Annotated in this window: 22 protein-coding genes, 2 tRNA genes and 1 pseudogene; 5 read left to right on the forward strand and 20 right to left on the reverse strand. The window is 30.5% G+C overall.

The window, feature by feature from the left end:
* Window positions 1–234 precede the first annotated feature (234 nt).
* Window positions 235–1,740, reverse strand: coding sequence for a M1 family metallopeptidase (locus HYG84_RS04835; protein ID WP_249168717.1), 1,506 nt, complete (start codon window positions 1,738–1,740; stop codon window positions 235–237).
* A gap of 231 nt (window positions 1,741–1,971) precedes the next feature.
* Between HYG84_RS04835 and HYG84_RS04840 the strand changes: the two genes are divergently transcribed.
* Together HYG84_RS04840 and HYG84_RS04845 are read left to right on the forward strand one after the other, a co-directional pair.
* Entirely contained in the window at window positions 1,972–3,063 is a 1,092-nt protein-coding gene (locus HYG84_RS04840) for a DnaD domain protein (protein ID WP_212380997.1), read from the forward strand.
* A gap of 13 nt (window positions 3,064–3,076) precedes the next feature.
* Window positions 3,077–4,054 (forward strand): ATP-binding protein, encoded by a 978-nt coding sequence (locus tag HYG84_RS04845; protein ID WP_212380998.1) that lies wholly within the window; start codon window positions 3,077–3,079, stop codon window positions 4,052–4,054.
* 34 nt (window positions 4,055–4,088) lie between these two features.
* Here HYG84_RS04845 and HYG84_RS04850 read toward each other — a convergent pair.
* The 13 genes from HYG84_RS04850 to HYG84_RS04910 all read right to left on the reverse strand — a co-directional run bounded on the left by HYG84_RS04850 (window position 4,089) and on the right by HYG84_RS04910 (window position 14,104).
* Window positions 4,089–4,163 (reverse strand) — tRNA-Glu (locus HYG84_RS04850).
* A gap of 54 nt (window positions 4,164–4,217) precedes the next feature.
* A tRNA-Lys gene (locus HYG84_RS04855) sits at window positions 4,218–4,293 on the reverse strand.
* Window positions 4,294–4,418: 125 nt separating this feature from the next.
* The gene (locus tag HYG84_RS04860; RefSeq protein ID WP_212380999.1) at window positions 4,419–4,622 is read right to left on the reverse strand and encodes a DUF1858 domain-containing protein; all 204 of its coding nucleotides are present in this window, start codon (window positions 4,620–4,622) and stop codon (window positions 4,419–4,421) included.
* 309 nt (window positions 4,623–4,931) lie between these two features.
* On the reverse strand, window positions 4,932–5,537 hold the full coding sequence (locus HYG84_RS04865) for a GNAT family N-acetyltransferase (protein ID WP_212381000.1): 606 nt from the start codon (window positions 5,535–5,537) through the stop codon (window positions 4,932–4,934).
* Between the two features lie 11 nt (window positions 5,538–5,548).
* On the reverse strand, window positions 5,549–6,874 hold the full coding sequence (gene dnaB, locus HYG84_RS04870) for a replicative DNA helicase (protein ID WP_212382075.1): 1,326 nt from the start codon (window positions 6,872–6,874) through the stop codon (window positions 5,549–5,551).
* Between the two features lie 218 nt (window positions 6,875–7,092).
* On the reverse strand, window positions 7,093–7,539 hold the full coding sequence (gene rplI / locus HYG84_RS04875) for a 50S ribosomal protein L9 (RefSeq protein ID WP_212381001.1): 447 nt from the start codon (window positions 7,537–7,539) through the stop codon (window positions 7,093–7,095).
* On the reverse strand, window positions 7,536–9,548 hold the full coding sequence (locus HYG84_RS04880; RefSeq protein ID WP_212381002.1) for a DHH family phosphoesterase: 2,013 nt from the start codon (window positions 9,546–9,548) through the stop codon (window positions 7,536–7,538). Before HYG84_RS04880 ends, rplI begins: the two co-directional genes overlap by 4 nt.
* 27 nt (window positions 9,549–9,575) lie before the next feature.
* The gene (locus HYG84_RS04885) at window positions 9,576–10,505 is read right to left on the reverse strand and encodes a DUF2232 domain-containing protein (RefSeq protein ID WP_212381003.1); all 930 of its coding nucleotides are present in this window, start codon (window positions 10,503–10,505) and stop codon (window positions 9,576–9,578) included.
* Window positions 10,506–10,524: 19 nt separating this feature from the next.
* Complete coding sequence (locus HYG84_RS04890) at window positions 10,525–10,854, reverse strand: MazG-like family protein (protein ID WP_212381004.1); 330 nt, start codon at window positions 10,852–10,854, stop codon at window positions 10,525–10,527.
* Window positions 10,855–11,051: 197 nt separating this feature from the next.
* On the reverse strand, window positions 11,052–11,318 hold the full coding sequence (locus HYG84_RS04895) for a pro-sigmaK processing inhibitor BofA family protein (RefSeq protein WP_212381005.1): 267 nt from the start codon (window positions 11,316–11,318) through the stop codon (window positions 11,052–11,054).
* 270 nt (window positions 11,319–11,588) lie between these two features.
* The gene (locus tag HYG84_RS04900; RefSeq protein ID WP_212381006.1) at window positions 11,589–11,891 is read right to left on the reverse strand and encodes a YaaL family protein; all 303 of its coding nucleotides are present in this window, start codon (window positions 11,889–11,891) and stop codon (window positions 11,589–11,591) included.
* A 188-nt stretch (window positions 11,892–12,079) separates the two neighbouring features.
* Entirely contained in the window at window positions 12,080–13,408 is a 1,329-nt protein-coding gene (locus HYG84_RS04905) for a PhoH family protein (protein ID WP_212381007.1), read from the reverse strand.
* 279 nt (window positions 13,409–13,687) lie between these two features.
* Window positions 13,688–14,104 (reverse strand): bacteriohemerythrin, encoded by a 417-nt coding sequence (locus HYG84_RS04910; RefSeq protein ID WP_212381008.1) that lies wholly within the window; start codon window positions 14,102–14,104, stop codon window positions 13,688–13,690.
* Between the two features lie 410 nt (window positions 14,105–14,514).
* Between HYG84_RS04910 and rbr the strand changes: the two genes are divergently transcribed.
* Window positions 14,515–15,105, forward strand: coding sequence for a rubrerythrin (gene rbr / locus HYG84_RS04915; RefSeq protein WP_212381009.1), 591 nt, complete (start codon window positions 14,515–14,517; stop codon window positions 15,103–15,105).
* A 185-nt stretch (window positions 15,106–15,290) separates the two neighbouring features.
* Here the strand turns inward: rbr and HYG84_RS20810 are convergent.
* Window positions 15,291–15,353, reverse strand: a pseudogene (locus HYG84_RS20810) (hypothetical protein); the annotation flags it as partial.
* 259 nt (window positions 15,354–15,612) lie between these two features.
* Between HYG84_RS20810 and HYG84_RS04925 the strand changes: the two are divergent.
* A complete protein-coding gene (locus HYG84_RS04925; RefSeq protein ID WP_212381010.1) occupies window positions 15,613–16,596 on the forward strand; it encodes a D-alanyl-D-alanine carboxypeptidase family protein in 984 nt (327 codons plus the stop codon).
* Window positions 16,597–16,865: 269 nt separating this feature from the next.
* On the opposite strand, the gene HYG84_RS04930 is transcribed toward HYG84_RS04925, so the two are convergent.
* The 4 genes from HYG84_RS04930 to HYG84_RS04945 form a co-directional block, all read right to left on the reverse strand.
* Window positions 16,866–18,839 (reverse strand): S9 family peptidase, encoded by a 1,974-nt coding sequence (locus HYG84_RS04930; RefSeq protein ID WP_212381011.1) that lies wholly within the window; start codon window positions 18,837–18,839, stop codon window positions 16,866–16,868.
* Between the two features lie 273 nt (window positions 18,840–19,112).
* On the reverse strand, window positions 19,113–19,883 hold the full coding sequence (locus HYG84_RS04935) for an ABC-2 family transporter protein (RefSeq protein WP_212381012.1): 771 nt from the start codon (window positions 19,881–19,883) through the stop codon (window positions 19,113–19,115).
* Between the two features lie 15 nt (window positions 19,884–19,898).
* A complete protein-coding gene (locus HYG84_RS04940) occupies window positions 19,899–20,690 on the reverse strand; it encodes an ABC transporter permease (RefSeq protein ID WP_212381013.1) in 792 nt (263 codons plus the stop codon).
* Between the two features lie 15 nt (window positions 20,691–20,705).
* A complete protein-coding gene (locus HYG84_RS04945; protein WP_212381014.1) occupies window positions 20,706–21,674 on the reverse strand; it encodes an ABC transporter ATP-binding protein in 969 nt (322 codons plus the stop codon).
* Window positions 21,675–21,773: 99 nt separating this feature from the next.
* Here HYG84_RS04945 and HYG84_RS04950 point away from each other — a divergent pair, with 99 nt between their 5' ends.
* Window positions 21,774–21,950, forward strand: a complete 177-nt coding sequence (locus HYG84_RS04950; RefSeq protein WP_212381015.1) for a hypothetical protein — start codon at window positions 21,774–21,776, stop codon at window positions 21,948–21,950.
* A gap of 523 nt (window positions 21,951–22,473) precedes the next feature.
* Here the strand turns inward: HYG84_RS04950 and HYG84_RS20260 are convergent.
* Window positions 22,474–22,701 carry a hypothetical protein gene (locus HYG84_RS20260; protein ID WP_249168718.1) on the reverse strand — a complete coding sequence of 76 codons (228 nt, stop codon included), beginning with the start codon at window positions 22,699–22,701 and terminating at the stop codon, window positions 22,474–22,476.
* Window positions 22,702–22,729 lie beyond the last annotated feature (28 nt).

A 22,729-nucleotide genomic window follows, 5' to 3' on the forward strand; every position in this document is an offset into this window, starting at 1 on the left:
CTCCGTAACTCTTTTGTAACAATTACTTTTTTATTATAACATAAAATATATTTTTTCAATACCCAAACTTATATTTTTTATATAAAATATAAACTTTCTAGTTATTTAAAATTTTAAAATCAGTAACAGGTCGATCACATTTTGCGTATTGAAACTTTTACCTTAAAAATTCAAGGCTATAGGAATTAATACGATAGTACAAGATGATTTTTAGTTTGCCCGAGCTATAGAAGATTATTCCATATTTTTATTTAGCCACTTGGAAAACTCGCTTTTCAAATCCTTATTTGTATTTTTTTGCATAATATCATAAAAATCTTTTGTTGTGGCATTTTTGAATTTATAGGTATCAAAATATTCTCTTAAAGCCTTTAAGAAAGCTTCATCTCCCATTTCTCGTCGAAGCTCTTTTATAAACATAGCCCCTTTACTGTAAACAATACTACTATATTCTATAGAACTATCGAATTCTTTTAGGCTTCTTAAAATACCTTTATCATCTTTATTATATCCATGCCTAACAAAATCTTTATATTGAGCTTTTATCATTTTTTCATATATCTCTTCTTCAATATGGGCACCGTATTTTTCTTCAAAGTACATTAATGTAGCATGTTCTGTCAAAGCCTCATCTAGCCATGGTTCTGTCACTTCATTATTTCCTACAATTCCATACCACCACTGATGGGCTACTTCGTGAGCTATTACATATTCTAAAGCAAGGTCCTCCTTCATTTCGTAAAGAGATTGACTAATCATGACTAGATTTGGATACTCCATTCCTCCTATAAAAAAGTCACTAGCAACTATAGATAACTGCTTATATGGATATTTTCCAAAAACCCTATTAAATATTTCTAAAGCTTCTATTCCATATTTTAATGCCTGCTCATTCTTCAATCCACCTATTGTATAAGAAATTACTTCTGTACCGTCTACATTACCTCTATCTATAGTAAACTTTTCGCTTAAAATCATAGTAAAGTCTCTTACATTACTAGCATTAATTTTATAAGTTTTTTTCTTATCATTAGAAGACACTTTCAAAATATTACCAGTAGTAGCTAACTCATATTTGTCTGGAATAGTCATTGTTACATTATATTCCGCTATATCACTATAAAACGGATCCCCTATAGAATAATAGGGATCTAAATTCCATCCATTCTTATCAAATACAGATAAAATTGGATACCAATTTGCTATGTTTACTGTATTTTCACCATAACCCATTCGTCCTATAGAATTAGGAAGCTTTATCTCAAAATCCATGCTTAACTCGATAGAGGTTCCTGGTTTTACTGGTATTTTAGGTGTAACTCTTAAATTTGTACTTCCGTCACCTATAATCTTATAGTTTATTCCCTTCCCACCTTCCCTCACATTCATAAGCTCAATCCAACCTTTATCAAAACCATTAGGATAGGCTTTTACCATATCACTAGCCTCGAATGGGGCACTGTTGTTATTTTTGAAGGCGTTAGGGTATAAGTGGAAGTACAGATTTTTCATTACTTGATTGCTGGTATTTTCATAATATATACGTTGTTCTCCCCTTACTATCATATCATTTTCATCAAATACTGCATTAATTGTATATTGTGGTGCTTGCTGTGGCTTTGTAAAGGTATTAAAAACCCTTTGAACTTTGCCCATATCCCATATATAGTGAATAGATACAGAAAAGACAAATGCTACTAATATAATACTTAAGGTACGGACTCTTCTGCTGAGCCTCATTTTATACACCTCCTTAACAATTTAACGTACTATTAGATTTTATTACAAACTTTTTCTTTTATTCCACAAATTCTATTTAAACGCTAGAAACAGTATGCGTTGTTCTATGATATAATTATATAAAAGATATAATAAAGGCTCTTATTAAAATTTTTAGTAAGCCTTTGTTGGAATGCATTTTGCGGAAAGTATATACTTTCCTATACGTTATAATAAAATGGAGTGATAGCTATGAGTTTTATTAAAGGGAGTACTTCTATTGATTTAGGGGACACGCCTATTGAAAATATTTTTATAGATGTTTATATGCCAATGACAAATGGAACCTTTGTACAAGTGTATTTGCTTGGATATAAATATTCTCTTGATCGTGATCCTAATATGGAGGTAAATAATATGTCTATTGCAAGACATCTTAATATTCCTCTATCTGATGTGCTATCCGCCTGGGATTTTTGGGAAAGCAAACAAATTGTAAAGAAACATAAAGTAGATGGTGAAGATGAAAATAACTATACTGTTGAATTTATTAATTTAAAACAGCTTTATATTGATAATAATTATAAAGCTAACTACAATATGCAAGTAAACAATAGTATTACAGAAAAAAAATCTGATACTTATACTTGTTCCCCTACAGATCTAGTGGAAGCTAATAAGGTACCAGAAATTAGAGATATGTTTGTAGAAATAAACAAAATTATTGCTAGAGAACTTGCTCCTAACGAAAAATTAAAGGTAATAGAATTACTTTATCAATACAATATAGATCCACCTCTAATAGTTGAAGCCTTTCGTTATTCTAAAAAGCAAAAAAAGGTAAGACATATTTTGAGCTATTCAGCTGGTGTTATTAGAACCTGGTATGATAAAGGTGTTTTTACTGTGGAACAGTTACAGGAACATCTTATTAAGCAAGGTGAAAGATATGGCCTATATAGCAGAGTATTCAAATCTTTAGGTTTTGGCTCTAGGGAAGCATCTGAAGCTGAAATGAAGGTCATGGATAGCTGGATAGATGAATTCCAATTTGATCTTGATTTGATTTTAGCTGCATGTCAAAACTCTAGCAAAACCCCTAATCCTAATATTAACTATATTAACGGGATATTAAGAGACTGGCACAGAAAAGGAGTTAAACAAGTAGTAGATATAGAAAATCTAGACTATAAAGAGAAAAAGACTTTTTCGTATAAACCAACTCAAAGTACACCTAAAATAAAAACTAAATTCCACCTTGCAAAAAGCCGTGGTGATAAATACACTGCTGACGAGTTAGAGCAACTTATATTAAACAATCAGAAACAAAGATTAAATCGATAGGAGGTGTTATTTTATGATGCACTCATTCATACATGAAATACTGAGAGATTATGAGGAAAAAAGAAATAGGGCTAAAGCATTTAAAGAAAAGAGATTACAAGAAGTCTATGAAAAAGTTCCAACAATAAAAGAAATTGATGAAGAACTTCAAAAAACAGGTATATCCATTTCTAAAGCATTAATAAGAGGTACAGAGGATCCTGAAAAAACCATAGAAGACTTTAAGCAAAAGTTAGAGCAATTAAAACAAGAACGTGCAATCTTATTAACCGAGAATAATATCCCTCTACAATATTTAGATGAAAATTATTCTTGTGAAGAGTGTAAAGATACAGGTTTTGTTAATAGTGGACAAAAATGTAAATGTTTTAGACAACAGCTTATTATTAAGGCTTATAATATGTCAAACTTATCTAATGTTTTGAAAAAGGAGAACTTCCAACACTTTAACTTAGATTTATTTTCTAGCAAGCCTTTTGAAGGACAATCTTTAAGTCCAAAGGAAAACATGATGGATATACTTAATATCTGCGAAGGCTTTGTATTTAACTTTAATGAAAACAATGAAGAGAATTTATTGTTTTATGGAGAAACAGGTCTTGGAAAAACATTTTTAACTAATTGTGTAGCAAAGGCATTACTGGATAGAGGAAATATTGTTATATATCAAACTTCATTCAAGCTATTAGAAATATTAGAAGAGCTACGTTTTAAAAATAATGATGATAAAGAAAAATATAATCTTATATTTGAAGCAGATTTATTAATAATAGATGATTTAGGTACAGAAATGACTAATACTTTTACAAATAGTGAGATTTTCAATATTATTAATAGTCGTCTTTTATCTAATAAGAAAACAATTGTTTCCACGAATTTATCTCCTAAAGAGATGATGGATCGTTACGATGATCGTATTTTTTCTCGTCTCTTCTCAAAATTTACTGTACTTCATTTCTTTGGTAAAGATTTAAGATGGGAAACAAAATAGCCTCTACTCATAGAGTAAAGGCTATTTTTTAATTTGGTGACCCCTAGGGGAATCGAACCCCTGTTACCGCCGTGAAAGGGCGGTGTCTTAACCGCTTGACCAAGGGGCCTAGACAGCAATTCCCAGTATCCTTAACCAAGAATCACCGTTATAAGATTATAAATGGTGACCCATCCGCGACTCGAACGCGGGACACCCTGATTAAAAGTCAGGTGCTCTACCGACTGAGCTAATGGGTCAAGTTCTTGCTCACAGTTATATATATTACCTAAAATTTTACGTTGTGTCAACATATTTCTACAAAAAATTTGTATGCTTCTATGAAACTAAAAAACCTAGGTAGTTAGCCTAGGTTCTTTATTAACTATTTTGACTCAAAATATTTATTTAATTCAGCGATTAAATCCTGAACATTAATACCATGAACTCTACCTGCATCACCAATGCTCTCCATTGTAGCACCTGGGCAGCCAAGGCAGTGAAGACCAAAGCTCATAAAAATAGGTGCAACTTCGCGATCCATTTGTAAAACTTCCATAATTGTCATATCTTCTGTAACTTTAAACATTCGACTTCCTCCTTTTTTATAAATATTTCTGATTTCTATAATATTACCACTTTTATATTGTTTAATCAATGTCGCATACTACATTATATTTATTTCTCATTATTAATTTAACTTAATAATTATAGTATGGTTTAATGTAAAGCTCTTTATTATATATGATCCACATTTTTCTGATAAATTTTTAATACTATCCACAAAATCCAGGGCTTATGCACAAGTGTTCGGTGGATATTGTGGATAAGTCTGAATTTTTTCTAAATAATATGTTAAATTCTCATAGTTATCCTCAGGCTCACTTGTTATATAGCATTAACTATTTTGCTGAATCTCATAGTACATATCCTTTGTAATTACCATATTAATAAATTGACATTTTATTTTTTTAGATTCTTGCTTAAAAAAATGCCTATATGGAATAAAATAGTCATCTTTGAAAATAGGTAAACTTTGATCTTCAAATTCCTCCATAACAATACCCTTTGACTTAAAACCACATTTTTCATAGCACCTTTGGGCTCTTTTATTAAAAACAGATACTTTTAAATACAATGTCTTCATTTTTAATCCTTCAAAGTAGTAAGTTAAAAAGGCCTTTAATCCATCTGTACCATATCCTTGAGCAATTTCACCTGGGTCAAACACTATTCCAAGCTCACTAGCTTTTCTAAACCACTTAATATCCCTTAGGGAAATATATCCAACCAACTGGTCGGAATAGTTAAATACTACAAAGCATCTCTTTGAAAAAGATAATGCTTTCTTTTTATACCAATAATCACTTTCTTTTTTACTCATATAAGGAAAATTATAACAATAAAATAATGGATCCTTATGTCTTCCCCACTCTTGCATAATATCTACATGCTTTCTTTCAAGCTTTTTAATATAGGTTTTTTGCCCCCTTGCAACTACCATGCTATCCCCCGCTATGCATCTCTATATTTTTCATAGTCTAAAAACTTTTGGAATTGTCCCAACCAAATTAGATCCACGGTCCCTGTTTCCCCATGACGGTGCTTTGCAATAATTACTTCACCGATATTCTTTTTATCACTATCGGGATGATAATATTCATCACGATATAAAAACATAACTAAGTCTGCGTCCTGCTCTATGGCCCCTGACTCTCTAAGGTCCGATAAAATAGGTCTATGGTCAGCTCTAAGCTCAGGCGCACGAGATAATTGAGATAAGGCGATTACAGGACAGTCTAATTCTTTAGCCATTATTTTTAAGTTTCTTGATATAGATGCTATTTCCTGCTGCCTACTTTCACTTCTTCCTTCACCCTCCATTAGCTGCAAGTAGTCGATTAAAACAAGGTCTAACCCTTTCTCCATTTTTAATCGTCTACATTTTGATCTCATCTCCATTACCGAAATACCTGGGGTATCATCAAAAAAGATTTTAGATTGTGATAAGGGAGCCATAGCTCCTGCAATTTTCGCCCATTCCTCTTCATTTAGGTTTCCAACTTGAATCTTTCCTAAATCTACCATAGATTCGGCTGCTAACATTCTGAGCATTAGTTGTTCCTTAGACATCTCCAAGCTAAATACAGCTACAGAAGCACCTGCTTTAATAGCTGCATTTTGAGCTAAGTTTAACGAAAAAGCAGACTTACCCATAGCAGGTCTAGCTGCAACTAGAATTAAGTCCGTTTTATGAAATCCACTTAACTTTTTATCTAAATCCATAAAACCTGTAGACAAGCCAGTAATACCTTTTTTATTTTCATAAAGTTCTTCTATTCTATCAAACGTATCTGATAAAACATCTCTAATGGGAGTAAACCCTTCATTAGATCTATCTTGCGAAATGTCGTATATGCTTTTTTGTGCCTGCTCAATTACTTCTAATACTTCTACGTCACTACTATAGCCTAATTGAATTATTTCTTGGGAGGATTTAATTAGCTTACGAAGTAGGGACTTTCTCTCTACTATTTCTGCATAATATCGCACATTGGAAGTAATAGGGACACCAGAAGCTAAGCTAGTTAAATACGGAATTCCACCTATGGCATCTAAAATTTCTCTTTTTTTGAGCTCTTCAGTTAAGGTAACTAGATCTACTGGCTCATTCCTATTGAACAAGTCATACATAGCTTCAAATATTTCTTTATGGGCCTCTTTGTAAAAATCTGAGCCTCTTAAAAATTCTAAAACAACGATAATCGCTTCCCTATCTAATAACATAGACCCTAAGACTGACTGTTCGGCTTCTATACTATTAGGTGGTATCTTATTCATTAATTTTAAATCTTCCACAGATATACCTCCTACCTACTACCTGTTTGTTTAAGATTTTTATATAGGTTTAAATATTATTACACTAATTATAATATAATAAAGGGTTGGTGTCATTACCAACCCTTTATTATATAACAAAATATACTTTCTAATTGTAATCTCCTCTGAAGAAGCTAGAGGTTAGTAAAAGCATTCGATGCCATAGCATCAGACATCTTTTATGCTTCTTTTATACTTACCTTTAACTTTCCAACAACACCAGTATGAAGCTTTATTTCCACATGTCTTACTCCTAGCTCTCTAATTGGCTCTGGTAAAACGATTTTTCTCTTATCTATCTTAATTTTATATTGTTTTTCCAACATTTCTGCTAAGTCCTTAGAGGTTACAGATCCGAATAATCTTCCGCCCTCTCCAGCCTTTGCTGTTATTTCTATAGATGACTTTTCTAATTTTTTTGCAAGATCTTTAGCATCATCTACTTCTTGTTGTTTCTTCATTTCTTGAGAAGTTTTTTGTTCGTTAAGAGTTTTCATATTACCACCAGTTGCTTCTACAGCCGCTTTTTTAGGAAATAAAAAATTTCTTGCATACCCATCACTGGCATTTACTACTTCACCCTTTTTGCCTAATCCCTTTACATCTTGTAATAAAATTACTTTCATTCATCTTCACCTTCCTCAAAGTATTCTTCTATTGCTTTTTCTAATCTTTCTCTTACTTCCTCCATGGTACTATCTTCTATCTGGGCTCCTGCTATTGTCATATGCCCGCCACCACCAAGTTTTTCTAAAATCACTTGGACATTAATATCTCCCATGGATCGTCCACTTATAAAAATCATTGTATCATCTTTTCTTCCTAAAACAAAGGATGCCGTAATCCCTCTTGCACATAACAACTCATCTGCTGCCTGAGCTGCAATAAGCTGTGAAGCCTTAGAAACTTCATCTAAGCTTGAAATAGCTATAGTTTCATAAATTATCTCCGATTTTTTTATAACCTCTGCCCTAGCAATAATAGTGTTAAAATCATCCTCGAATAACTGTTTTACTGAAGTTGTATCTGCACCTGCCCGTCTTAGTAAAGATGCGGCTTCAAAGGTTCTTACCCCAGTTTTAAATGTAAAGTTCTTAGTGTCTATCGCAATACCTGCTAATAAGGCCTCTGCTTCGATTTGTGGTATATTAATTTTCTCATCCATGTAGCTGAGTACTTCCGTTACTAGCTCACAAGTAGAAGAAGCATAAGTTTCGTGGTAGGTTAAAACAGTATTTTCAATAAACTCTGTCCCTCTTCTATGATGATCTATTACAACTATTTTATCTGTTAACTTTAATAAATCTGGACACTCTGTAAAATTGGGTCTATGAGTATCTACTACTACTAATAATGATGTGCGCTCAATTCTAAGCTTTGCCTCATCGCAATGTATAATTGCCTTTTTGTATTCTTCTATATCATATATCCTATTAAATAATCCTTCAATTGATGGATTAGATCCATTTAGAACAACATAGGCATCTTTGCCTCTATTTTTGGCTGCGCGATATATACCAAGTGCGGCGCCAACAGCATCTAAGTCTGATATTTTATGCCCCATAACAATAACATTTGTAGATTGTTCTATCAACTCACGTAGAGCATGGGAAATTACCCTTGCCTTTACCTTAGTTCTTTTCTCCACTGCCTTTGCCTTGCCTCCATAGAAGCTAATCTTATCTCTCTTCTTTACAGCTACTTGGTCTCCACCTCTACCAAGAGCTAAGTCTTTAGCTCCATTAGCAAAATCACAACTTTGCAGAGGAGTTTCGCCATAGGTTCCTACTCCAATACTTAGAGTAATCGGCATATTATTTCCTTGATTTATTTCCCTTACTTCATCTATTATATCAAATTTTTTAGACTCCAATTTTTCTAAATACTTATGATGAAAAACAACTATAAACTTGTCCTTAGCATATTTACGTATAAATCCATTAATTTTTCCTGCCCATAAGTTTAATCTATGCTCTATTTCAGCTGACACTAGTGGACGTTTTGTCTCCTCTGTGCTCTGCATAACATCATCGTAATTATCAACCTGTATAAGACCTACAACCATTTGCTCCTCATTATATTTTTTGCTTAACTCCTCATACTTTGTAACTTCTATCCAATATAGCATAATAATATAATTAGAAGTATGTCCCCTCGGTAATTTAACAATATTATATACAACCTTAAAGTACCTATTATTAATTTCAATTATCTTTGACAATTCATTTTCATTTTGCAATATGTTTCTAAGATCAAAATTAGGAATAACATCCTGAATATCCTTCTCTAACAAATCCTTGCTATCTACTACATCTAAAAATTTAGGGTTATACCAAGTAATGGTTCCATCAAATTCTACTATTGTCAAAGGAATAGGAAGATTTAGAACTGCATACTTTGTTGCAGAATCGATGTCAGAAGACAGCCCTTCAATATAACGAGTCCATTCCTCACGCCTGATGTTGCTAATTTTTAAATTATAGTAAATTAGGTATGCTAATAAAAATATACCAACTACACCAATTGCGCTATTATAATAGGATACTATTAATATGAATACAAAAAGTATAATAAGATAAATCCGTGTATCAGGAACTAGCATCTTGATAAATTTGCTATTTTTTATACCTTTCATAGTTTTGCCTCCTAAATTTCATTAAAGCTATTTTGTCCCTAGCCTTCTCACGTCAACTATAGAATCTACTAATCCTACAAATGAAATTGCAGTTAGTAAAGGACTTATCAGGAAAATTATTCCTATCAAAAGGATGCGAATTGCTTTAGGAGTATTAGTTCTTTTTATTAAATAACTTATAACGGATATTCCTTGTAAAAAAAATAGGAAAATAAAAAGCAGTATAACATTTGTAATCAGACTAACATGATAAATACCTTCAATATATCTAGTTAAATAGCTTAATGTAAAAATAATAAAGGAACCGAGTACAATATTTGTCGGTAACCTAAATGTACTAAATTGTGGAAGATCAATATCATTAGATCTGAAACGTTTCAATATGGCAGCAGTTAAATAGTAGTTTCCAAGGGCTATAAACATAGATTGAATAATCAACACCCCAGGCACAATCATTAATAAATAATTTAGTATTTCATCCGCACTAAGAACATCTACATTCATTGTCTTTAACATATCTACTTGTGTATTGATAATGTTCTCTGCAACAATGGCTATTTCATCAATTATGCTAATGCCTCCAATATATGAAATAAACTGAAATACAATGAAGATAGACAGAATTGATGCAATAGTGCCTACCCCTATTACTACATATGACTCTTTACGTCTTTTTATATAATAACCCATTGCAATCGTCATTGGCCCAAGTATTGATATTAGTAAAATAGTGTACATTAATTCTGTCAAAATACCAATTAATAAACTAAAGGTAATAAAAGATAATATAGAATAACGAGCGCCATGTCTATAAGCTAAAATCATAAATGGCACAGGGATTAATATTATTGATATAGACAAAATAGGTAAATATATAGTGCTAATAGCAAATATGGTTGTAATAGCAGCAATTAAAGCTGCCTCCATAAATGCCTTGTTATCATTATAGCTTTTCATTTAAATTCACTCCTAGTTGTTATTTCCCATGTTCTTTTAGATGTTGATGTAAGCTTGAAAGGTCTCCATACCATTTTTCAAGATGATGCTCTTCTAATATATGAAGTCTTGCCTTCTCTTGTACTTTTTTATCAATGGTATCATAGTCAATACCTAACCTTTTACCCAAGGAATAGGTAACTAAAATAATATTGGCTAGTCCTTCAAGAATCATTTGTTGTCCTTCTTTAGCTCCCTTAAATAAAGCTTCAAAAACTACAGAAACACTACTTAGAAGCTCACACTTAAGGAAATCTATCATTTTTATATTACGACCTATATCAACATTGTTCTTTTGAAAATCAAACATTATATCTCCCCCTAGAATGCCACTAATATGATCATTCTCTCTATATTCTATTATATACTACTATTCCCCTTCTAACAAAAATTTCTTACTAGTTTTGATTTAATCGGTATCCTTTTATTATATACTATTTTTAAAATTGTAGCACGCGTTTGAAATAATTCATATACTTCAAAACAAAAAAGCAGCAGAGCCGCTTTTTATAACACATATTTTAATAATAACAATAATATTACTCCAGGCATCCCTAATACACCAGCAATAACAGCGCTAAGAGGGTTAATTACTAGTGAAATACCCCAAATACCTCCAATTATATTTATAACAAAAAGCATAATTCCACCTAATATACTATTCCATACTAATCTTATTATCCATTTCAAAGGGATTAATAAAATCCAGCCAACAACATATAGTAAAATTAGTCCCACAGCATAGGCTAATATAATATTTAATTCTAATCCCATATTAAGTTCCTCCAATATCTATTTATTAAACCAAGTTATATACTATTGTACATAAATATAAGGAGTAGTACATGTACTACTCCTTATATTATATAATTCTTTATATAATAATATGATACTCTAATGAAAAAAGTCCTCTGATATTATAATATAGACTTCTGTGGCAATTAAATTCTTAAGCTTTTATTTTAAACTTCAAGTACTTAAAATACTGCTATACTTCTGCTTTTTTATAAACCATCCATAATTAGAAAAGTATGTTGCTTTGCATTAATGAGAGTTCATTCTAATACCATTAGCCTTTGCTTGTTTAAGCAAGTAAATATATCTCGCCTTAGTAGCTTCTAGTTTATATATAGCGTGGTCTACTAAATCGGGATCAGCTACACTATGAAAGAAATTTTCTGCACTTTGCCACTCTTCATATGCCTGCATTAAACATTTAGCAAGTTCTTTATCCTCATCTACTGCTTGATTATTTGTTTGATTAACTCTATTATATAAATTTCCTAAAGCACTTACTAAGCCACCAAAGCTTTTTTCTTTTTTTCTAGTTATATCTTTTTCTTCCATTATAGATTCCTCCCCCTGGATCTTGATATTTTATCCGATTTTATCTATAATGTTATCCATTTCTTACTATACTATACATAGTGCTTCTTATAACAAAGGCTTCTGCCAGAGTGTTTTAAGTCAAGTAATCCTTTATTGAAACTCATTTACAAAAATGTACATTAACAAATTTTATGATTTCCTATTGGTTATAAAATATCCGCTGCTAATTGAGCTAAAGAAGAACGCTCGACCTTTCTAAATGTCACATGGGCTGATAAATTCTCCTCTTTAAACTTATTAATAATATAAGTTAATCCATTGCATTCACTATCTAAATAAGGATGGTCTATTTGCTCTGTATCTCCCATTAAAACTATCTTACTGCCTTCTCCAACACGAGTAATAATCGTTTTTACTTCATGTCTAGTTAGGTTTTGTGCTTCATCAATTATAATAAACTGATTTGGCACACTCCTTCCTCTAATATACGTAAGAGCTTCAATTTCTATTCTATTCATTCCAACTAACGTATCTTCTAGCTTTGTAAATGATTTTGTTCCCAATAGTAGTTCAAGGTTATCATAAATAGGTTGAACCCATGGTCTAAGCTTTTCATTTTTATCTCCTGGCAAATACCCAATGTCTCTACCTACTGGAATAACTGGTTTTGTGATCAATAACTTTTTATAGATTCTTTCATCATTGGTTTTATATAGCCCTGCCGCTAGTGATAATAAGGTTTTTCCAGTCCCCGCCTTTCCCGTTAAAGTTACTAGCTTAATATCATCATTTAATAATACTTCTAATGCCATCCGCTGTTCTACATTTCTTCCCTTTATTCCCCAGTAGCTATTTTCTCCAAAAACTAAGGCTTTGATTTTTCCTGTTAGTTTATCAAACCTTCCGACAGCCGACTTATTAGGCGAATCTTCTCCTTTTAATATAAGAAATTGATTAGAGAGAAGTCCTATGTCATCAAAATAATGATGGTCTAAATATCCTTTTTCGTAAAACTGATCAATCAATGTTGAAGAAACTCTGTGTTCCTTATAACCAACATAGGTCTCATAGGTATATTCGATTTTATCATGTAGATAATCTTGGCTTTCTATACCTAAGCTATCTGCCTTAATTCTCATTATTGCATCTTTGCTAACAAGCACCACCATATTTTGTATATCTTTATTCTCGTTTTCCAGTTGTAAATTTAAAGTAACAGCTAAAATCCGATTATCATTGTTAACTTCATTAAACCATTCAGCAACATGACTAAAGCTTTTATGGTTTAACTCTACCTTCAATGTTCCACCGTTTTCTAACCTTACACCTTTGCTTAAGCTATTTTGCTCTCTTAAATGATCTAACTCTCTAGCAACTTCTCTAGCATTTCTTCCAATAACATCTAACAAATTTTTCTTTTTATCTATTTCTTCTATAACAACTGCTGGAATAATAATCAAATTATCTCCAAAAGCATATAAACTTCTGGGATCATGAAGCAACACACTGGTATCAAGCACAAAGGTTTTTTGCATAAATCCCCCTACTAAAGTAGAGGTCTTCACCTTCCTTTCCATAGGTAAGTCTTTCTACTTAGTATTATATGTTTATTAAGTAAAAAGGAGATTCATGTGTTAAAATTTATAAATTCTACTATCCATATTTTTTAGATTTTAAATTCCTGCCTTGTATGTTTATATATTTTAACTAATATTAGGTTTAAACTATTATTAGGTTTAAACTATGTTTAAGATAATTACAAAATAATAAGAGCTAGCAAAACTATTGTTAGCCCTTATTATTATAAACTCTATCTACTTTCCTAGTTTCTCGATAAGTAGATCTTTATATTTAAAGTCTGTTCCAACTATATGACCAGATACCCAGTTAATAATAAACTCTATCATATCTAAGACTACTTGTTTTTGATTTATATCTATATCCTTAGCCTCAGTTTCATTTAACTTATCAATAAAACGTTGGTGCTCTATTTTATGACTTTCAATATCACTATAGTTCACCTTATGCAAACATAGTTCTTCATAATCAAAATGATATTTTGTGTATTCCTTTAGATGGTTTATTAGCCCTACTATCTCATCATAATGATCCGAGCCATCATCTAAAGATGCTAAATCGTATAATTCTGCTCCAATTTGAAATAATCGTTTATGTTGCTTATCAATTTCATCAATACCTGTATTAAACCTATCCTTCCATTTAAATATCATAACTTTTCCTCCTTTATGTTTTAAAACTTTAATTGTTAAAATTTTATTAATTATAGTTGCATAGACTTTGGATAAATCATTTTAGTAGACTAACTTTCCCAATCATTATATACCAAATTATGCTTTATTTTAAACAATTTAAAAAGCTTATAACAAATATTTAATCGACAAACTTCTTAACTTAATGTTAATAAGCTTTTTAATATATATTTTCCCTGGAAATAGTTTTATGGCTTTCTTAATTTAAATCATTCTTTCTTTTCTAATACTTACTCTTTTTAATCTTAGTTAAATTGTATTTTCCTAATTATAACCTTATTTTAAGCAAATCCACATAATTATTATATAGCTCACTAAATCTTATGATATAATTTTAATTGAAAAATATTACTCACAGGAGGAGATACTATATGAAATCTTTAAAAGGTACAAAAACTGCTGAAAATCTATTAAAAGCTTTTGCAGGAGAGTCCCAAGCGAGAAATCGTTATACATATTATGCATCTCAAGCAAAAAAAGAAGGCTATGTTCAAATCTCTAACTTATTTACAGAAACAGCAGATAATGAAAAAGAACATGCAAAACGTTTTTATAAGTTTTTAAAGGAAGACACTCAAATTAATGGTGAATGTTTAGAAATTACAGCTTCTTTCCCTGCTGCTTTAGGCGATACTAAGTTTAACTTAAAAGCTGCTGCTGAAGGAGAAAATGAAGAGTGGACAGAACTTTACCCTGAGTTTGCTAACATTGCTGATGAAGAAGGATTCCCAGAGATAGCTGTTGCCTTTAGAAAAATTGCAGAAGTTGAAAAGCATCACGAAGCTCGTTACTTAAAGCTTCTAGAAAATATTGAAAAAGATCAAGTATTTAAAAAAGAAGAAAAAACATCCTGGAAATGTAACAACTGTGGTTATGTACACGAAGGAGATAGCGCTCCAGAGTTATGCCCTGCATGTATTCACCCACAAGGTCATTTTGAAGTTTTAGCTGAGAACTATTAATTTATATTTAAGAATCTTCTATTGTTTATATAACGCAGATAAAATTTTTATAAACATTAGAATAATCAACGAGACTATATTCAAAGTATAGTCTCGTTTTTGTTTGGATAAATGATAAATCAAATACGATAAGTCTTTATTTCTTAAAAAATCCAATTTCCTGTAAATTAAGGGAATTAGCTTTTTTACTTGCTTTTTTGAACTTTGAAATGATAGCCACAAACAATACCGCTAAAAAACAATATATAACCCCCTGGTACTAAAAAGAAGAAAGGTTATATCAGGGTACCTATAACCGATATAATTAAACAAATAATCGCTAAAAATATTGGTATAGTAGCTAATAAATATTTATTTCTCATATATTTTTAAATACTGCAAATATTAAGTAGTCTATAAGAGAATCTAAATAAATCTATAAGCCGTTGCTTACATAAAAATATTCAATTTTATTAGAATTATGTTGTAAAATAATATTGTAATTTGCATTTGAGGAGGAATATTAAAGTGAGAGCTAATAGACAAAAATATAAAAGAAAAAAGAGAAAAATAAAATGTGTTCTTTCAATACTCTGTGTATGCGCGGTATGTATCATAGCTTTATTTTTGCCAAATCATATAATAAGTAAAAATAACCAACAAATAGAATCACCTGTAGAAACCCAAGAAGCAAGAATTCACGAGGAAATTAATCAGATTGTAGTTGATGACTTGTATAGTTCAAACGCCATTCTTATTTCCTTAGATGATAATACGATATTATTAGATAAATCATCTGATGAAAGAATCTACCCAGCATCCCTTACAAAAATTATGACAGCAATACTAGCAATTGAAAACCTACCAGACTTAGGCGAAATGATTCATCTGCCAGAGGATATGTTTCAGGAATTGTATTCTAAAAATGCTTCTATGGCAGGTTTTTTACCGAATGAAAAGGTAGCAGCAATCGATTTGATCTATGGAGTCTTATTACCATCTGGGGCAGAAAGCTCTATCGGGTTAGCTGATGCAATCGCAGGTTCAGAAGAAAATTATGTGGAGTTAATGAATAAAAAGGCCAAAAAATTAGGAATGAATAATACTCATTTTACTAATTCCACAGGACTACATGACCAAGATCATTATAGCACTGTAAATGATATTGCAAAACTACTGGAATATGCATTACAAAACAATACATTTCGAGAGGTATATACCTCAAAACGTTATACGACAAAAGCAACAAATTTTCACCCCGATGGAATCACTTTTCAAAGCACAATGTTCAAAAAAATGGATACACAAGATGTAAATAACGGTATTATCGAAGGCGGAAAAACTGGTTATACGGAAGAAGCTAAATTATGCCTTGCTAGTTTGGCAAAGATAGATGGCAAGGAATATATTTTGGTGACTGCTAATGCAGACGGGAATCTTCAGACGGAGCAGTTCAATATTTTGGATGCATTTACTGTCTATAATCAAATTTTCGAAAACAATGATTACTAAAAATATTAAGTGTTTCATGAGTAATTCTTAAGAGGTCAATAAGTAAATATATATAGTTTTTCCTCAATTTCTATAAACTATAGAGAAAAGGAGAATAACTTTTAACAAGTTATTCTCCTTTTTATATTCTCAACCTTTTTGAGATAACTTTTCAATCTTTTTGACATTCAAAAATAAATGTAGGTGTTAAAAAAAGTTTGATCATTTTATTTAATATATCTTTTTTTGTCCCGTAGATAAATCAGTTGTACTGAAGTATCCATTTATTATCATAAAACCCTAAAATCTTTCATACTTTCTCCGAGAATATAGTATGAAAACCACATCAAATTCTGCTTCATAATAGCCACATTAATTCCTGGCTGGTCAGAACTATATGTCATTCCTTTAAATATAATTAATTCTGTATCAACTTCCATATCCCTTAATCCTTTATATAGCTCATATGCATTTGGAGTTGGAACTCTTTCATCCTTTTCGCCATGTTGGATTAAGGTAGGAGTACAGGCTGATTTAATATATGTGATTGGTGATGTTTTAGTATATATCTCTGGATCATTCCATGGATTATTTCCTAAATACATCCTAATAAAGTAAGGTATATCTGTATTTACATAATGGGTACTCCAATTAGTAATTCCACCTCCAACTGAAATAGCTTTAAATCTACTACTAAATGTAGAACAGAAAGCTGATATATATCCCCCGTTGCTCCATCCCATAACCCCTACTCTATCGTTATCTGCAATCCCTTTGTCAACTAGTTTATCCACTCCAGATATAACATCATCGTAGTTAGCAATCCCCAATTTTCTATAGTTTGCTTTCAAGAATTCATTACCATAACCAGAACTTCCCCTGTAGTTTGGTTCTAAAACTATAAAGCCTTTTTCGATAAACTGTTCAATAGGATATTTCTCATTAAAATAGTCTAAAAATATTGGAAAGGATGCCCAACCTGGACCACCATGGATTACCACTAATAATGGATATTTTTTATTTTCGTCAAACTCTACTGGGGTTGATAAAACTCCCTCTATTTCAAGACCATCACTACTTTGCCATGAGATTATTTCCTTGTTACTTTTAAACTTTCCTTTAAAAAAGCTATTTTCATTAGTTATCTTTTTATCATCTAAATAGATTTCAAAGGTTTCATTTGTTATAGCCTTATTATAGGATATATGATTTCCATCTTTTGTTATAGAAGCATCCTTTATAAAACTATCTACTTTTTCGCTTAACATTTCCGCAGTGCCATTCTCAGATAGCAACCCAATAAGATAATTAGTTTTATTCTGCCATCTAATTAAAATCCCTTTAGCTGTCCATCGTATTGGAATAACCGTACTATCAAAATCTGTTAAAGGTTGAATTAACCCTCCATTATTAATATCATATATCTCTAGTGTACTGTCTTCTATATGAGTCTTATAGTAATCCTTCTCCCTTATGCTTGCTGAGTAACATATTTTGCTGCCTTCAGGAGAAAAGCAAACCCTCCCTCCCAACAACTTATCTATATTCATCTTTTGTAGCTCTCCAGCTTTAATATCTAGTATATATAGATCTCTATTAATATAATCTCCCATATTTGGGCTTGGTGTAGCCATAAATACAACCTTTTTCCCATCATTTGAAATATCAAATTCATGGATATAAAAATCCTTACCATCAGTTAGTTGATAAACAACGCTATTTTCGTGTTCATATTTATCATTTTGTATCACTTTTTCTATTTCAATGTAATACAAACAATTATTCTGGTATTCCTTACCTATATGATGGAAATCTCCATATAGTTCCTTACGTTTCTTTATCACCTCAGATTCTTTTGACTGTGCAACATAATAAAAACCCTTGCCAGTAGGCTCCCATTTGAATTTACTGACCCCTTCTTTCTCATCAGTAATTTGAACCCCACTATAACCATCTATTGACTTAACAAAGATCTGATTTTTCTTATTATCCCCGTCACCAACTGGGCTGAGGTATGCGATATCTCTAGAATCTGGAGACCATAATGGGTACGTACTTTCTATATCCCTAGTTGTCAATGGGCAACATTGCCCCTTATCTTTTTTATATATCCATACATGATTCTCATATTTATTGTCTTTCCAGTTAGCTGTCTTCTTGACAAATGCTACGTTTTTACCATCATCGCTTATGCTTGTGTCTGATAAGATTGGTAATGAAATAGCCTCTTCTATACTTAGATATGTTTTTTCATTCATTTTCATTAATAACCCCCCCTAGTTTTAATTTTTAGCCTTGTTACTCTTCCCAAAGATGGGACATCCTGAATCTTTATCCATAGTTTATAATTCGGTCCAACTCCTTGCCCCTACCCTATCCATATATTTTTTTATTCTAAGACAAAAAAATCATCTCTCTATGGTATATGTTACCATAAAGGGATGATTTCGCTTCAACCTTTTTAAAAATAGTTTAACTTTTTTAAAAACAAATTAATTAATGTTTCAACATTATTAAATAAATGTATATATGTTTCTTTATTGATAAATACTTGCAATAGACTTCTTCCAAAAGTAAGAGCTTGCTGTTACTAAAACAATGGCAGCTATCATTGCCATCCCAATATAACTCCAATTAAATCCATTCCATAATATATTAACAGGGTAATTATAAATTACTAAAACAGGAATTACTAATACTAAGATATGATTTAACCATAATTTATAAATCCCCGCTGGGTTTTTTCCTAATTCCATAATGGACCAAAACATTTGAATTAAGCCATTAACCTTAATAAATCTTAAAGACATAGTTATAATAAAAAAGAATATAGAATAAATTATTAGTATGGAAGGGATTACTTGAAAAACAAACCATAATAAGTTTACAGCAGGTATTGAATAACTTATGGTCACAAATATAATTAACACTATTCCCCACACAGCTCCAAACAGAATTCCAAAATTCATATATCTCATAGATACATAAAATATATTATTAATTGGTTTTAAAAGTATAAAATCTATATCATAGTTTTGTATACTTTTAGGAACTCGAATCAAGCTGAAAAAGAATAGTCCACCAAAAATAGAGTCTACAATCCAAATAATGCCCTGCAATAACAACATTTGTGTTTTATCCCATCCCCCAATGCTTGGTGTGAACTTCATTAGAATTAAAATATTAATAAGAGAAATAATGCTATTTACAAACATTAAAGCTATTTGAGTTATAAAATGTGCTCTATACTGCATATCTTTTATAAAGTTAATCTTAAGAAATAATTTGAAAATATTAATATATCTCATATGTTATCACTCCACTTACATACTATATCCAGAGTATTTCTTTCTTCCTTTTCTCCATAAAAAAATAGCAAGCACTCCAATTATTATCACCCACAGTAATTGTAATAATAAACCATTTCTAATTGCCATTAGATCTAAATTATTTAATAAAATTTCAATAGGAAAATATAAAGTCAACTGAAATGGCAAAAAACTTACTATTCTAAAAAATAAATTAGGAAAAAAACTTAAGGGAACTATTGCACCACTAAGTAGCAATGCTATATTTCTAAAAAAATCTAATATTGCTGTATTTTCTTCAAACCAAAAAGTTATTACCCCTAATATAAATCCCATGATAAATTGAATAATAATTGCCATAATAAATGCTACTATGAATAATAGTAGGTTTCTTGAATTAATTTCCAGCTTCAACCTACTTATTATAAAAAATAATATTACGGGTATTAATCTCAGTAGAGAAAAACTAATTTTTTTTGAAAAAAAATATAAAAACTTCATTTTGACAAAAGAAATAGGCTTTAATAATTGACTATTTAAATTACCACTTTGAATATCATCGCCTAATTCAACTGATAAAGAACGACTTTCTGTCATTTGTTGAATAAAATAAACTAAAATAAAATAGCTAACAATATTATTGTAATCATAATTACCAATTGAATGTCCATTTCTATAAAAAAATATTGATTTCCATAAAAATATATTGATTAATAATGGTACACTTCCAAATATAATTTGACTTATTATATTTACTTTATACATCAATTCTTCTTTCCAACTTGCAGAAATTATTGCTTTCACCACTCTCATTATCCACCTCTAAGTTAATAGTTTATTAGATAATACATCTTCCAAATTATCTTCTTCAACGGTAATTTGCACTACACTTTCTTGGCTTCCCAACATAGCTTTGACATCTCTAAGCTTCTCCTTAGGAATTTCTAATATTGTTTCAAACTTATCTTGTTTTTTAATAAATTCCAAAGGAATATCAAAATTAATATCCTCATCATGATTTACTATAATTGTTTTCCTTTTTGGTGCATACATATTCTTAAAGTTCTCTAAACTTCCATCATATATTAGATTTCCGTAGTTTAGTAATAGCATTTTCGAGCATAATCTCTCAATATCCACAAGATTATGGCTTGTAACTATCATTGTACTATTACGTTCTTTATTATATTGAATCAAAAAATTTCTAATATTATTTTGTGCTATAAAATCAAGCCCTATAGTAGGTTCATCTAATAAAATTAGTTCTGGCTTGTGAAGTAAAACTGATATAATTTCAAGTTTCATTCTCTCTCCTAGCGAAACCTTTCTTAATTGTGTTTTAAGAAGGTGATCAACTCTCATTAACTTCGATAATTTATCTAACTCATCTTTAAACCATGAATCATCAACTTCATAAATTTCCTTTTCAATTTTTAGTGCATCAATAGCAGATAAATCTAAAGGAAGCTGTCCTCTTTGACCCATAATAAAACCAATATTTTTCAAAAAACTATTTTCTTTGTTCCATGGATTAGTATTTAAAACTTTTATTTCTCCTTTTGTAGGATATATTAATCCAGCTAAACATTTAAGTAATGTTGTTTTCCCTGCACCATTGAGGCCTATTAATCCTACCACTTCACCGGGTTCAATATTAAAAGATATATCATCTAATGCTAAAATATTTTTATATTCTCTTTTAAATAAACTTTTTAACGAGTTCTGTATACCTATATCTTTTTGAAGTGTCCTAAAACACTTACTAAGAGAATTTACTTCTATAGATCCCATATATACCTCCTCAAATATACGATAAAGGATTATCCTTCGTAAATCTTTTGTACAACAATTTTTTTGTCGACTGTTCATATAAAATTAATATCTTTTTTAATGCTAACCTACTTTTACTGTGGATTAGAAGTATCTAATGAAATCTTAACCATAGGATCAGGCATCAAGCTTGCTAGAGCTAATGTTGAAAAATACAAAATTCTTTGGATTCATACTCAGACAATAAAAGATAAATCTATTGATGAAATTTATAAAGTCTTAAAAATAGCAAGCTAAAGTGCCAATGGAGTATTCATTAGCTATTTGACTGTAAAATTTTGTATGTAAAAGTGCAAATTTATAGTATTTTTTATGTTTTTTACTTATTATGTATATATCATATATTGGAAATTTCAACAATGATAAACTTTGTGTAAGGATCTTTTTATTTGCCTTTTATCATTTGGATTGGAGTGTATACATCCAGTCACAATAACCACTCCTGTATACTTTCAGTAAATTGCACATTTTTTCTACAACATTCTTTTAAGCACTGATTTTAATAGATTTATATTTGATAACAGTTGTTACTTCTGTGTTTTTTATGAAAAGGACTACTTAATCTTTTTAATACTTCAACTATATCCTTGATATCATCTAATTTATTTTTTAGATTTTTGTTTTCAACTTCTATCCGAGTTAACTTTTTAGAAAAAGCATCTTCATTAATAAACTATTAATGTTTTATTCTCTATTACATATTAGAGCCCCTTTATAAAACATTCGTCTAATTATTGCAAATATCGACACTGACTATTATCTAATAAAGCAATATACATCTCAAAATCATACATAAATTTAAATTATTTTGCATCTCTGATACTTCTATTTCATCTTTATCCTTACCACTGCTATCAGAATTTTCTGGGTGTTCATATTTATCATTTTGTATCACTTTTTCTATTTCAATGTAATATAAACAATTATTCTGGTATTCCTTACCTATATGATGGAAATCTCCATATAGTTTCTTACGTTTCTTTATCACCTCAGATTCTTTTGACTGTGCAACATAA

It is taken from the genome of Alkaliphilus sp. B6464 (assembly GCF_018141165.1).
Lineage (GTDB): Bacteria > Bacillota > Clostridia > Peptostreptococcales > Natronincolaceae > Alkaliphilus_B.

Coding starts and splice junctions, on each gene's coding strand:
- HYG84_RS04910 (WP_212381008.1), bottom strand. CDS start 14,104: ATGATATTTAAATGGAAGGATAGGTTTAATACAGGTATTGATGAAATT.
- HYG84_RS04905 (WP_212381007.1), bottom strand. CDS start 13,408: ATGCAAAAAACCTTTGTGCTTGATACCAGTGTGTTGCTTCATGATCCC.
- HYG84_RS04840 (WP_212380997.1), top strand. CDS start 1,972: ATGAGTTTTATTAAAGGGAGTACTTCTATTGATTTAGGGGACACGCCT.
- HYG84_RS04945 (WP_212381014.1), bottom strand. CDS start 21,674: ATGGGATCTATAGAAGTAAATTCTCTTAGTAAGTGTTTTAGGACACTT.
- dnaB (WP_212382075.1), bottom strand. CDS start 6,874: ATGAATAAGATACCACCTAATAGTATAGAAGCCGAACAGTCAGTCTTA.
- rplI (WP_212381001.1), bottom strand. CDS start 7,539: ATGAAAGTAATTTTATTACAAGATGTAAAGGGATTAGGCAAAAAGGGT.
- rbr (WP_212381009.1), top strand. CDS start 14,515: ATGAAATCTTTAAAAGGTACAAAAACTGCTGAAAATCTATTAAAAGCT.
- HYG84_RS04950 (WP_212381015.1), top strand. CDS start 21,774: ATGCTAACCTACTTTTACTGTGGATTAGAAGTATCTAATGAAATCTTA.
- HYG84_RS04845 (WP_212380998.1), top strand. CDS start 3,077: ATGATGCACTCATTCATACATGAAATACTGAGAGATTATGAGGAAAAA.
- HYG84_RS04895 (WP_212381005.1), bottom strand. CDS start 11,318: ATGGGATTAGAATTAAATATTATATTAGCCTATGCTGTGGGACTAATT.
- HYG84_RS04930 (WP_212381011.1), bottom strand. CDS start 18,839: ATGAAAATGAATGAAAAAACATATCTAAGTATAGAAGAGGCTATTTCA.
- HYG84_RS04890 (WP_212381004.1), bottom strand. CDS start 10,854: ATGTTTGATTTTCAAAAGAACAATGTTGATATAGGTCGTAATATAAAA.
- HYG84_RS04865 (WP_212381000.1), bottom strand. CDS start 5,537: ATGGTAGTTGCAAGGGGGCAAAAAACCTATATTAAAAAGCTTGAAAGA.
- HYG84_RS04935 (WP_212381012.1), bottom strand. CDS start 19,883: ATGAGATATATTAATATTTTCAAATTATTTCTTAAGATTAACTTTATA.
- HYG84_RS04900 (WP_212381006.1), bottom strand. CDS start 11,891: ATGGAAGAAAAAGATATAACTAGAAAAAAAGAAAAAAGCTTTGGTGGC.
- HYG84_RS04835 (WP_249168717.1), bottom strand. CDS start 1,740: ATGAGGCTCAGCAGAAGAGTCCGTACCTTAAGTATTATATTAGTAGCA.
- HYG84_RS04860 (WP_212380999.1), bottom strand. CDS start 4,622: ATGTTTAAAGTTACAGAAGATATGACAATTATGGAAGTTTTACAAATG.
- HYG84_RS04885 (WP_212381003.1), bottom strand. CDS start 10,505: ATGAAAAGCTATAATGATAACAAGGCATTTATGGAGGCAGCTTTAATT.
- HYG84_RS04880 (WP_212381002.1), bottom strand. CDS start 9,548: ATGAAAGGTATAAAAAATAGCAAATTTATCAAGATGCTAGTTCCTGAT.